Raw genomic sequence first — 12,250 nt, forward strand, 5'->3', positions numbered from 1 at the left:
AACGGCTTGCATCAAAGCAGCTTCCCAAGGTTCATAGTTTGCAGCATCTTTCTTTGCAACAGACTTTTTTAACTTTTATGATGGTTATTTCATCTCCTGTACACATTGAACCAAGGGCAAAACATATTCACGGGATGAGATATCATAAGAATCCCCAATGGCTTCTTCGCATCCGACCTCATCGGAGGTTTTATCTTTTTTTCTATTTAGCACCTTGGCCAGGGTTTTCATGATCAGGCGATCGCCCCTTCCCATCTTTTCATAATTCAGACCGCTTTGCATATAAAAATGGGGGATTTCTTGTAATTCCTCCTCAGAAAAACTGGCTTTCCAAATGCCGCGAATAGCACCCTCTACCGCTGAAGGTGTTCCCCCGGTAGCAAAAACCATAAGCTTGGGTCTATTAACCTTTTCAACCAAATCTTTGATCTTTTTTAGGCCATCTACTCTTCCCGCATGGATACGACTCCCATAAATAACCAGATCATATTCCGCAATCATCTCACGAAAAATATTTTCATACGTGGTAATATCACACTGCAGTTCCTCGACAATCCACTCTGCATACCTTTTGGTAAAACCGGTTTTCGATTTATAAACAACGATCGCCTTCATAGTACCTCCTTAATTACTAACAAATTTTTATCCCGCCATGATCCCTTCTTTCATGAAATTAGCTTCTCTAAAAAGTCTACTATTTCTTATTATAGCGTGAAAAAAAGAATCCCATAAGGGACCCCAGGCGGATCGTTTCTACTGTTTTGGAAAGAGAAGACATCAGCCTTAAGACGGAGTGACTCGGACAAAGCCGCAAAGGACAGCGGGACGTATCTTTTGTCCTCCCGTTCCAAAGCTTATATTTTTCAGAATTAGGACCTCACGCGGAGACGCTTCTAAATTTAGGTAAGCAACCACTCAGAAAAGCATATGATAATCAGATACTCTTATAGTAAACTTTGATATTTTTGTCTTCCATATAAAACTCGCATGATGTTCACTTGCAATGGGTGTAAATTTAATCTCGAAATTTTTACTTTCCATACTTGCCTCTTAATCTCTTAAAGACCTCTACTGCATCTTCCATGGGCTCTCCATTTTCCAACTGCTCTTCTGCTTTTGCTAACTTCTCGTATAGTTCAGCTTTAGCCAGTTTCTTTTCATAGGTTTCCATACTCATTACAACCATATCACCATAGCCATTTTTCGTAATAAAGATCGGCTCTTTATTCTCATGGCATAGTTTTGAAATCTCCGTTGTATTTCGCAAATCTTTAATCGGTCTAATTTCAGGCATTGTCAACACTCCTTTCACACATTCATATTATGTCTTAATTATATCATAATTATGTTCGACTTTCTACAGACCTCATGTAAGGTTTCCAAGCAATTATACCGTTTTTTGAGGTATATCAAGAGGACAGCGGGACGTATCTTTTGTCCTCCTGTTCGATAATTCCACCGATCTTTATTCCACCAAAAATCCTTTGATATTTTACATGCAAAAGCAATATAAATTAAATTTTATGTATAAAGTAATGAATAAATATAATTGAATGAATAAATAAAAAATTAAAACACCACTTAGAGAGAATGAATAAACTCCTCTGAAGAATGTTATTATTCCCCTGATCATTGTTATAAGAGGACTTAGGCCTCATTCTGAGAATATGCGTGAATTTTAATTTGACAGAATTATCAGAATGGTGTAAACTGACTTATGCATTTTTATAAATGTTGTGAATAAAAAAAGGAGGATGACAAAATGAAAAGAATCAATCGAAAGAAAGTTTGGTTGGCGGTCATGATCGCAGTGCTCATGTTGTTTACCGCATGTGGTGACGACGACACTAACGGTCAGGATGACACAGGGTCGGATATACCAGATGAAGAAATGGGAGAACTGGTTCCTGACCTTACTTTTTTAAGTTCATTACCGGAAGCTAACATGGTAAACTATGAAATGTCTCAGGAGGTTGCAGAAGAGCTGCAGGCACTGGGAGTAAATGCAGAATCTCAACCAATGGACTTTGCAGTATTGCTGGATGTTTTATATGGAGATGACATGGATTATGATGCTTACACAATCGGATGGTCCGGAAGAATCGAACGATTAGACCCGGATATGTTTATCCATTCCATTAACCACTCGGATAATGCGGGACCCGGAGGAAACAACACGAATCGATACCGAAATCCTGAATTTGATGAGATCGCCGATGCACAACGTCGGGAAATGGATATCGAAGCACGAAGAGAATTAGTATTTGAGGCTCAGCGAATCCTTGCAGAGGATGTTCCCAAAATAACAATGTACTCCAGAGCCAATATGCAGACTTATAACAAAGATTTGTTTGAAGATGTAATTAACATTCCCGGAGAAGGCTTATTTAATGAATGGACGCCATTCTCAATCAAGCCTTTGACAGATGAAACCGTATTGACCGTGGCAAGTAATGTAAATATTGATGATATGAATCCCTTAAGTTCCATCAGCGTTTACGGATGGAGAAACCTACGGTTGATTTATGACAAATTGGTCCGATTATCACCGAGTATTGAACCGGAAGCTTGGGCGGCGGAAAGTTGGGATGTAGTTGATGACACCACAATTGACGTAGTACTTCGTCAAGGTATGACTTTCCACGACGGAGAGCCGGTTACGGTTGAAGATGTAAAATTCAGCTATGAGCTATTTATCGATGAAAACGTTGAATACTTTGGTTCTTTCTTAACACCGATCGATACCATCGAGATCACCGATGATAATACCATTCGGTTTAACTTAGTAGAGCCCTATGCTCCATTTATTACAAATACCTTGGCTCAAATTCCTATATTACCGATGCATATCTGGGAGAATATTGAGAATCCTGTTCAATATACCAATGAAGATGCAATCGGAAGCGGACCCTTTAAGCTTGAACGTTTCCAAACAGGAGAAGAGTTAGTATTATCAAGATTTGACGATTACTTTGAACCGGTACACATTGACGGATATATTTTCCAAATTTTCGCATCTCCTGAGGGTGTATTGACTGCATTGGAACTCGGAAATGTTCACATGGTATCCTATGACTTGGTCCCTTCTCATACCGAGCAAATTGAGAATAACGACGGTGGACGATATGACCACCTTGAGTTAACAGAAGGAGACGATATCGGTTTCTTCTATATCGGTATGAATCTTGATCGTGCACCTTTCGACAACAAGCAGTTTAGAATTGCTATGGCACATTTGGTTGACTATGACCTTGCTTTAGATGTTCACTTAAACGGATACGGCGCAAGAGGCGGCGGTGGATTAACCATCGTTGAAGCCAACGAGTTCTGGCACAACCCTGATGTCCCGATATATGACACATATGATCCGGAACGCGCTCGAGAAATCCTCGCGGAAGCAGGATTTACCTGGGACAGCCAAGGTCGAATGAGAATGCCCGTAGAGTAAACAGGATTCACGGAGCTAAATTGTACAAGTTAAATTTGATATAAAACTAAAATATGAAAGTCGATTATTCGACTTTCATATTTTATATATTTGAACTCATAAGGGTAACTCTTAAGAAAGAAGGTGACGGTTTGCTAAATTACTTTTTGAAACGACTATTTGTAATGCTCTTAATGATAGTCCTGGTTTCCACAATGATATTTTTCCTCTTTCGCACCATGCCCGGAGACCCAACGGCATATGTTGTAGATCCGTCAATCCCTCCTGAGGCAAGGCAACAGCTTCTTGAGAGATATGGACTGGACGGCAGTCTTTGGGATCAATACAAGGTTTTTATTACGGATTTGGCAAGGCTCGATTTTGGAGATTCCTTCTTCTATAATCGTCCTGCGATTGAAATTATACAGGAAAAACTTGCCGCAACTTTAATATTGATGCTTTCAGCCATGGTTTTCGCCTATACTATGGGAGTTTTCGGCGGAGCATGGATGGCCTGGAGGCGAGGTTCAAGATTAGAATCCATAGGAATTACCGTCTCTTTGATTTTTAGATCCGCACCGACCTTTTGGGTGGGTCTGATGATGATTTTGTTTTTTTCCGTTCAGTTAGCCTGGTTTCCCGCCCAGGGAATGCGAACCGCAGGTACGGGCGGAGGGACTTTTGCAGAGATGTTTTTAAATCTCGATTTTTTGAGACATCTCATTTTGCCGGCTTTAGTGGCGGGGCTTTATTTTATGGCAACGCCGATGTTGATTATGCGTAACAGTATGCTGGAAGTAATGTCGGAAGACTATATAGAAATGGCGCGGGCCAAGGGTACGAAGGAGCGTCATATTCTTTACCGCCATGCAGCCCGAAATGCCTTATTACCTGTAGTTACGGCTGGGGCTCTGTTTATAGGAGCATCCATCGGTGGTCAGGTATTGATAGAGGTAGTATTCAGTTGGCCGGGACTGGGACGTGAAATTGTTACTGCGGTAACTCGACATGATTATCCCCTTGCCCAGGGTAGTTTTATCATCATTTCAGCCATGGTAATGTTTATGAACCTGATTGCTGACATGTTGTATGCCTTACTGGATCCCCGAATTTCCTATAATTAATTCAGAAAAGAAGAGGTGAAAATATGAATATTGCAGCATTGAACAAAAAGGGGAACAGCAAAAGTATCTCTCGATTATTTCTGAAAAACTTAAAATACGATAAATTAGCGCTATTAGGCGTGGTGTTACTGGTGTTTTTCATTGGGGTAGCCATTTTTTCCGATGGGATTGCACCTCATGGTCCAAGGGATCGTCATTATGATGAAGAAGGTACCATCAGAAGATTAGAACCCCCTTCGAGGGAACACCCCTTTGGAACCACGGATGTAGGACGTGATATTTTTTCCCAGGTGGTTTTAGGGACGAGAACTGCGTTGACTGTTGGGTTATTGGCAGCTTTTCTGGTAACGGTGGTGGGTTCTATCGTAGGAATCGTGGCCGGATATTATGGAGGGTGGGTTGATACCGTCATGATGAGGGTGGTCGATTTCTTTTATGCCATTCCTTTTATCCCCTTTGTAATCGTACTCTCGGCGGTTTTGAAACCGAGTATATGGAATGTTATTTTAGCGGTCTCCCTGTTATCCTGGAGAACCGTTGCAAGGCTTGTTCGTTCCCAGGTGTTATCGATTGTGGAAAGGCCCTATATAAAAGCGGGACGGGTTGCCGGTGCAGGGGATTTTAGATTAATGTTTAAATATATCCTGCCAAATGTTATTCCCTTAATCCTTCTGGAGATGGCATTTATGGTAAACTGGGCCATTGCTGCGGAAGCAAGCATTGCTTTTTTAGGATTTGGTGACCCTTCGGTTCCCAGTTGGGGACAAATTCTGCATATTGTATTCAGTACCGGTAACTCCAGGGTTGCCTGGTGGTGGATTACCACTCCGGGTCTTGCCATAGTATTATTGCTACTTTCCATCTTTTTTGTGGCAAGGGCATTGGAAGAAGTTGTAGACCCCAGATTGAGGAGGCGATAAGGATGGCATTATTGGATGTGCAAAATGTAAGCATTGAATATACCACGGAGGAAGGCAATCTCAAAGCCGTAGATGACGTATCCTTCTCGTTGAAGATCGGAGAAAGTGTAGGTTTGGTGGGCGAAAGCGGCTGTGGAAAAACCACCTTAGCTAAATCCATTATGAGATTATTGGCGAAAAACGGAAGAATCAGTGAAGGAAAGATGCTTTTTAAAGGAGAAGATCTGGTTACAAAAAACGATGAAGAAATTCGCAAAATTCGTTTGAAGGAAATCGCTATGGTGGCACAAAGTGCAATGAATGCCTTGAATCCCGTTCAAACCGTGGGGGATCAGTTAATTGACGGCATCCGGATTCATACGAAGATGAATCGAAAAGAAGCCATGGAACGTTCCGTCGAGGTCTTTAAAATGGTTGGGTTGGAGGCTAAAAGACTGAAGAGTTATCCCCATCAAATGAGCGGGGGAATGAAGCAGCGGGCTATCATTGCCATGGCCTTGACCTTAAACCCATCATTGATTATTGCAGATGAACCCACAACCGCTTTGGATGTGGTGGTACAGGATCGGATTTTACAACAGGTCGTGGAGATTCAAAAGAAGATTGACAGTTCCATGATTTTAATTACCCATGACATATCCGTTGTTTCCGAAACCTGCGAGACCATAATAGTAATGTATGGAGGCAAAATAGTAGAGAAAGCTTCAACAAAGGCTTTTTTTACAAAGCCCTTTCATCCCTATTCCTTAGGTCTTAATAATGCTTTTCCGAGCATTCATGAAATCGGCGAGGAATTGATCTCCATACCGGGAGCCCCGCCGGATCTTAGACAGCTCCAGACCGGCTGTCGATTTAATAAACGATGTCCATTCAGAACAGAACTCTGTATAAAAGAATTACCACCCTTGGAAGAGGTAGGACCGGATCATTTTTCCGCCTGTCACTATAATAAAGATGTTGAAAAATTCCGGGAAGCTTCGGGACATCGGGAAACCTGGGAAGCGGTTAGAGAACGAATAATTAAGGAATTGGGGAGTGATGCGGAATGAGCGAAAGCCCTTTAATACAAATAGAAGATTTGAAGAAATATTATTTGGTGAAAAAAGGAATTAAAGATTATTTCAAAAAAGAAAAGGTATATGTTAAAGCGATTGATGGTATAAATTTAACCATTGAGAAAGGAGAAATCTTAGGCTTAGCCGGTGAAAGCGGTTCCGGAAAAACCACAACGGGAGAAATTTTAGTCCGGCTTCAAGACCCTACCAATGGTTCGATTACCATCGGGGGACATCCCTTGAGCGGAACCGACAGAGAATCTCAGAAAGCATTCCGTAAGGAAGTACAAATGATTTTTCAAGATCCTTATGAAACTCTAAATCCTCGATTCAATGTTTTCGATACCATAGCGGAACCTCTTAGAATTCACGGGTTGAAGGATAAGAAAACCCTCTATGAAAAAGTCATCGAAGTATTGGAAATTGCAGAGCTTAAGCCAGCGGAGCATTATGTTCATCGATACCCCCACGAGCTCTCGGGTGGTCAACGGCAACGGGTGGCCATTGCCAGAGGAATTGTTGTTAACCCCTTGGTATTAGTGGCGGATGAACCGGTATCCATGCTTGATGTATCCATCCGGGCAGACATTTTAAATCTACTGAAGGATCTTCGTAAGAAAATGGGACTGACCATGCTTTATATATCCCATGATTTATCAACGATCAAATATCTTTGTGATCGAATGGCCATTATGTACCTTGGCAAAATTATGGAAATCGGTCCCGTGGATGAAATCGTAAAAAATCCCCAGCATCCCTACACCCAGGTGCTTTTATCCGCAGTTCCCGTGGCGGATCCTAACTATATTAAAGAGCGAATCCTCATTGACGACGAGGCTCCGGATCAAATTAATCTTCCGGTAGGCTGTCGATTCAGCCCGAGATGTCCCTATGTAAAAGATGAATGCAAAACCTGTGATCACAGTTTTCAAGAAGTTTCGAAGGGACATCACCATGCTTGCATCTTTAAAAAAGAAGATCTTGTTAAAAATGAAAATCATCAAATAAAAGCACTAAAATAACAATAGAGGACAGGGGGACGTACCTTTTGTCCTCCCGGCCAAAACCTATATTTTTCAGAATTGGGAGCTCAGGCGGGGACGCTACCAGGTCCTCACGCGGGGACGCTTTTAATTTTAGGTTTTCAAGTAATCCCTCCATTTCTTTGTTATGTACCTTATCAATAATTCCACTTATCTTTCTTCCACCAAAAAAGAAAACCGCCTGAAGGATCGATTCCAATCGATACCCCAAGGCGGTTTTCTAATTTTTCAGCAGAAATTTTTGTTACTTATGCTTATTACTTTGCAAATATTCATCGGATATTACTCATCAAAATCGAAGGTTGCCCCTTGAGAAAAGTTGCTTCTTGAATTCCAAATCAGATATTCCTTAACACCGTGATCATGCAGGGCACGAATTTGTTCCGACACTTCATGGTCACCGTATGTCCTATAATTTCCTGCTCCGAGATAAGAAGCGGTAAAATCCTGGATCCAGGGTCTGGTTCTAGGTGCGTCGTCTCCTAAGGTTGCCAGCACTTCATTTTCAACTACCATATAATTATACACCAGATTATAGGGTTCCAAATCCGGCTTCTCAATGCCTAAATTCCATGGTCCCCAGTGACTGGGATAAATCATGGAGGAAATCACATCCACATTCTCGGAAATTCGCGTAAAACTCTGGCCTATATTGGGCTCTTCCCGAACCAAGGCGGCAAACCCGAAAATATCCACGGAAAGATCCACACCATAGGGCTTGAGTTCTTCCCGGGCGTAGGCAATGAAATCCGTTACCGCATCCACACGCTGCTGTACATTATCCGAGCCACTCTCTGCATACTCGCCCCGGGAATAGTTTAAATGCTCATCCATGGTTGCAAATCCTTCCGGGAATCGTACATAGTCAAATTGAATATCCTTAAAGCCCAGTGCCGCTGCCTTTTTGGCAACTTCCACATTGTGTTCCCAGACTTCCCGCTCATAAGGATTGACAAAGCTTGCTCCCGCTCGATTGGACCATACTTCTCCGTTCTCATCGGTAAAGGATAGATCCGGACGTGCCCTGGCTAAACGACTATCCTTAAAGATCACAATCCGTGCAATGGGATAAATGTTATGTTCTTCCAAGTGCTTCATTAACTCTTCCGCATCAACATAGTCCCGAGTGAACTCCTGGACATATTCATGATCGGAATCCAAATCCATCACGATGGTTCCGTCATCATCTTTGACGTCGATCACCATGGAATTCAGTGCTGTAGTATTGAGTAAGTCTGTTAATTCATGTAATCTTTCGCTGGCCGCGGTTCCTCCCGTAAGAAAAATGCCTTTGACCCCATCTTCCGGATAATCAATATTCACCAAACTCTCATACATAAACTGTCGCGGAAATTCCTCCGGAATAGATAAGATCGGCTCTTTTGAAAGCGCTAAGTAGGTTGTTTCCCGCTCATCAACCTCAACCGTCTCTTCTACCGCTTCTTCTGCCGGCTCCTCTACTGACTCTTCTACCGACTCTTCCTCGGCGCTTTCCTCAGCGGAGTCCCCCTCAGCGAACACACTTGTGGAAAGAAGTGTTACCGCTGTCAAACCAACTAGCCCCATTATCAAATATTTTTTTAGATTCATTCGTCTATTCCCTCACTTTCTTCCTGATTCGCTAATTCCCCAAAAGAATAAATGCCCCTCGTCACCCTCTTAAGCATCATTCTTTTCAAACCACTCTTTTTCATTTTTATCTTTTATTCCTCTTCTTCTTGTATTTCTTGAATGGTTTGCTGCAATTCTTCAATACCTTGGGATAGAACACTTAATTCTTCATCCAGTCCATAAAAATGTTCTCTCATTATTTCGTGCTGCGCATTCAAGGAATGGATCCCTTCCGTAAAGATATCGTATGTGGCATCTTCAGCCGCTAATCCTTCAAAATAAGTCTCTTTTTCCTCTAAATTTTGTACATATTCCCCACGAAATATGCCCAGTGTTTCAAAAAACTGAACAAGATCTGCTGCTAAACTATCCAATGCATTTTCATCTAATAGACTTCCATTATAGCCTCTTAAGGTCTCTGCATGCCTAGCGTACTCTTCTTCTAATTCTACTAATCGTTCCATACGCTCTTTTCTATCGGAAAGATTCCGAAATACAGGAGAAGTACCGTCTCCAAAGGTTGATAAATCATCATCGGTTTCCAGGGTCTCTTCAAAGTCTGTTTGCAGCTCTGCTTCCTCTTGTAAAAGAAGGTTCAATTCCTCCACGGTTTGCCCATGGGTTTCTTCCAACTCATTTGCCGTTTCCGCAATTGTTTCGATTCCATCACTTTCACAGCCTAGTAGTAAAGCCGCACTGCTTAATGATAAAAGCAAAAGCAACATACCTGTCCTAAAGACCCCTCGTGTTTTTTTATTGTCTCCCATACCAATCTCCTCTCTTAATATACCCCTCTACTTAACAATCATAATTACACCTCGTTATTATACCATTATATTGAAGTAAATCCAATAAAAAGTGAGAGAAGGACAGGGGGACGGAGTAATTGTCCGCTTTCTCCAAAACCTGTATTTACAAAGAGTTTATCTCAAAAAAACTTTGCAATTTTTCGCAAAATACAAGCCTCTTTTAAGATCAACCGGTACTTGCGGTTATCCAAAATGAGGCTTTCATTACTTAAAATTCTTTTTTGAATACGATTTCCAGTCCTTCCTCCTCCAATAATAAGCAGCCTGCATCTTTATATCCAAGCTTTCGGTAGAAATGCTGTGCAAACTCGTTGGACATTGTTGAAGTCAAAACCAGCTTATGTCCTTTTTCTCTCATTTCTTTTTCCCAAAACTCTACTAAAAGTCTCCCTAAACCTTTTTTCCTGTATCGCTCTTCGATCCTTAACATATTCATAAATGGTATGTTGTCCCAAAACAAACTATATCGCAACCATCCGATGATCTTTTCCGATTCTTTTATTATAATTATCTCTTTATCTTCTATTTTTTTCAAAGTATTTTTCCTAAAAACTCTTCGCCATTTTTTGCATAGTAAAACCAGCGGAGGACAGCGGGACGTACCTTTTGTCCTCTTTTTCCAAAAGCTGTATTAAAGAAGCTTTCATTTTTATGATCCCATGATGGATATCAAAATCCATTATGACTGCGTCTAAACTACGTTGTTCTTAGAGACATCCGACGGTTCCTTTGAAAAAATGTGATATTAACCAATTATTCCTTTGAAAAAGTGTGTAATTATACATTTATTCCTTTGAAAAAATGTATAATAAGAGTTATAATTGATTTGAGGTGATGATGATGATCCGAGATGCAACGGATAAATTAATTGAATGGAAAGGCAAAGCAAAACGAAAACCATTGATCATTCATGGAGCACGACAAGTTGGAAAAACCTGGTTAATGAAACATTTCGGTGAAAAGCATTATAAAAAGGTCGCATACATCAATTTCGAGTACAATCAAAGAGCATCAGGGCTGTTTCAGGCAAACTTAGATATTGATTCAATTATTATGGGGCTGAAAATAGAAACCGGCGTAGATATTGATCCCGATAATACTTTAATTATCTTTGACGAGATACAAGAGTGTCCCAGGGCCCTTACCTCATTGAAGTACTTTAATGAACAAGCTCCCGGTTATCACATCCTAGCTGCCGGCTCGCTTCTTGGCGTGTTTTACCATCAAGGGACATCCTTCCCGGTAGGGAAGGTTGAGTTTATGAATTTATATCCGATGAACTATTTAGAGTTTTTAAATGCGGTAGGAGAAACCGGACTGAGAGAGTTGATCATGAATAAAAATATAGAAATGATCACGGCGTTTAAGGACCGGTATATTTCTTTGCTAAGAGTGTACTGTTTTGTTGGGGGAATGCCTGAAGCCGTTGCTGAATATGCTGAACGTAAAGATCTGAAGGAAATCCGAACAATACAAAAGAATATCTTATCCGCATATGAACAGGATTTTTCTAAGCATGCTCCGGGTATAATTGTATCCAGAATTCGGATGTTGTGGAACTCCATTCCCGGACAGTTATCAAAGGAAAATCGCAAATTTATATATGGACAGATAAAGTCCGGTGCAAGAGCAAAGGATTATGAAATGGCACTGACATGGTTGGAAGATAGCGGCTTAATATTAAAAGTCAACAGAATTAAGAAGCCCCACCACCCACTTTCCTCCTATGCTGATTCCGGAGCATTTAAAATCTTTTTACTGGACGTAGGGCTGCTCGGCGCTCTCTGCGAAATAGATCCCAGGATCATTCTTGAAGGGAATCGTCTTTTTACGGAGTTTAAGGGGGCTCTCACCGAGCAATATGTGCTTCAGCAACTTAAATCATTTTTTGATCTATCAGTATATTACTGGACGGCTGACAAAGGGACTGCAGAAGTTGATTTTATACTTTCCACGGGTGATCAAATACTGCCGATTGAAGTGAAAGCGGAAGAAAACGTGAAAGCCAAAAGTCTAAAATCATACTACGAAAAATATAAACCCCATCGATCGGTGAGAATGTCGATGTCTGATTATCGTGAAGATGATTGGCTGACAAATATTCCATTGTATTTTGTACCGAAGCTGGAGGACAGCGGGACGTACCTTTTGTCCTCTTTTTCCAAAAGCTAAATTTTCAGGATTAATTATACAGCCCTCACAATTTTTCACAAAACAAAAGCCTCTTTCAGATCAACCGGTACTTGCGGTTATCCAAAATG

Annotated in this window: 11 protein-coding genes; 6 read left to right on the forward strand and 5 right to left on the reverse strand. The window is 41.1% G+C overall.

Features of this window, described 5'->3' with window-relative positions:
• Positions 1-84: 84 nt before the first annotated feature.
• Together ISALK_RS06510 and ISALK_RS06515 are read right to left on the reverse strand one after the other, a co-directional pair.
• Positions 85-615, reverse strand: coding sequence for a flavodoxin domain-containing protein (locus tag ISALK_RS06510; protein ID WP_160720371.1), 531 nt, complete (start codon positions 613-615; stop codon positions 85-87).
• A 415-nt stretch (positions 616-1,030) separates the two neighbouring features.
• Positions 1,031-1,294 carry a type II toxin-antitoxin system Phd/YefM family antitoxin gene (locus tag ISALK_RS06515; RefSeq protein ID WP_160720373.1) on the reverse strand — a complete coding sequence of 88 codons (264 nt, stop codon included), beginning with the start codon at positions 1,292-1,294 and terminating at the stop codon, positions 1,031-1,033.
• Positions 1,295-1,762: 468 nt separating this feature from the next.
• On the opposite strand from ISALK_RS06515, the gene ISALK_RS06520 reads away from it, so the two are divergent.
• The 5 genes from ISALK_RS06520 (at position 1,763) to ISALK_RS06540 (ending at position 7,548) form a co-directional block, all read left to right on the forward strand.
• On the forward strand, positions 1,763-3,448 hold the full coding sequence (locus ISALK_RS06520) for an ABC transporter substrate-binding protein (protein WP_160720374.1): 1,686 nt from the start codon (positions 1,763-1,765) through the stop codon (positions 3,446-3,448).
• A gap of 131 nt (positions 3,449-3,579) precedes the next feature.
• The gene (locus ISALK_RS06525; protein ID WP_201756854.1) at positions 3,580-4,551 is read left to right on the forward strand and encodes an ABC transporter permease; all 972 of its coding nucleotides are present in this window, start codon (positions 3,580-3,582) and stop codon (positions 4,549-4,551) included.
• A gap of 23 nt (positions 4,552-4,574) precedes the next feature.
• The gene (locus ISALK_RS06530; RefSeq protein WP_160720378.1) at positions 4,575-5,471 is read left to right on the forward strand and encodes an ABC transporter permease; all 897 of its coding nucleotides are present in this window, start codon (positions 4,575-4,577) and stop codon (positions 5,469-5,471) included.
• Between the two features lie 2 nt (positions 5,472-5,473).
• Entirely contained in the window at positions 5,474-6,520 is a 1,047-nt protein-coding gene (locus tag ISALK_RS06535; protein WP_160720380.1) for an ABC transporter ATP-binding protein, read from the forward strand.
• Positions 6,517-7,548, forward strand: a complete 1,032-nt coding sequence (locus ISALK_RS06540; protein WP_160720382.1) for an ABC transporter ATP-binding protein — start codon at positions 6,517-6,519, stop codon at positions 7,546-7,548. The genes ISALK_RS06535 and ISALK_RS06540 overlap by 4 nt, the downstream gene beginning before the upstream one ends.
• 303 nt (positions 7,549-7,851) lie before the next feature.
• Here ISALK_RS06540 and ISALK_RS06545 read toward each other — a convergent pair whose 3' ends face one another.
• The 3 genes from ISALK_RS06545 to ISALK_RS06555 form a co-directional block, all read right to left on the reverse strand.
• Entirely contained in the window at positions 7,852-9,120 is a 1,269-nt protein-coding gene (locus ISALK_RS06545; RefSeq protein ID WP_236660296.1) for a putative glycoside hydrolase, read from the reverse strand.
• A gap of 152 nt (positions 9,121-9,272) precedes the next feature.
• On the reverse strand, positions 9,273-9,947 hold the full coding sequence (locus ISALK_RS06550; protein ID WP_160720386.1) for a YkyA family protein: 675 nt from the start codon (positions 9,945-9,947) through the stop codon (positions 9,273-9,275).
• A gap of 250 nt (positions 9,948-10,197) precedes the next feature.
• The gene (locus ISALK_RS06555; protein ID WP_236660297.1) at positions 10,198-10,524 is read right to left on the reverse strand and encodes a GNAT family N-acetyltransferase; all 327 of its coding nucleotides are present in this window, start codon (positions 10,522-10,524) and stop codon (positions 10,198-10,200) included.
• A 305-nt stretch (positions 10,525-10,829) separates the two neighbouring features.
• Here ISALK_RS06555 and ISALK_RS06560 point away from each other — a divergent pair, with 305 nt between their 5' ends.
• Entirely contained in the window at positions 10,830-12,161 is a 1,332-nt protein-coding gene (locus ISALK_RS06560) for an ATP-binding protein (RefSeq protein ID WP_160720388.1), read from the forward strand.
• Positions 12,162-12,250 lie beyond the last annotated feature (89 nt).

It is taken from the genome of Isachenkonia alkalipeptolytica (genome assembly GCF_009910325.1).
Classification (GTDB): Bacteria; Bacillota; Clostridia; order Peptostreptococcales; family T1SED10-28; genus Isachenkonia; species Isachenkonia alkalipeptolytica.

Bases quoted from the DNA above. Each gene is read 5' to 3' on its own strand.
- ISALK_RS06510 (WP_160720371.1), bottom strand. From the start codon at position 615: ATGAAGGCGATCGTTGTTTATAAATCGAAAACCGGTTTTACCAAAAGG.
- ISALK_RS06515 (WP_160720373.1), bottom strand. From the start codon at position 1,294: ATGCCTGAAATTAGACCGATTAAAGATTTGCGAAATACAACGGAGATT.
- ISALK_RS06520 (WP_160720374.1), top strand. From the start codon at position 1,763: ATGAAAAGAATCAATCGAAAGAAAGTTTGGTTGGCGGTCATGATCGCA.
- ISALK_RS06530 (WP_160720378.1), top strand. From the start codon at position 4,575: ATGAATATTGCAGCATTGAACAAAAAGGGGAACAGCAAAAGTATCTCT.
- ISALK_RS06535 (WP_160720380.1), top strand. From the start codon at position 5,474: ATGGCATTATTGGATGTGCAAAATGTAAGCATTGAATATACCACGGAG.
- ISALK_RS06540 (WP_160720382.1), top strand. From the start codon at position 6,517: ATGAGCGAAAGCCCTTTAATACAAATAGAAGATTTGAAGAAATATTAT.
- ISALK_RS06550 (WP_160720386.1), bottom strand. From the start codon at position 9,947: ATGGGAGACAATAAAAAAACACGAGGGGTCTTTAGGACAGGTATGTTG.
- ISALK_RS06560 (WP_160720388.1), top strand. From the start codon at position 10,830: ATGATCCGAGATGCAACGGATAAATTAATTGAATGGAAAGGCAAAGCA.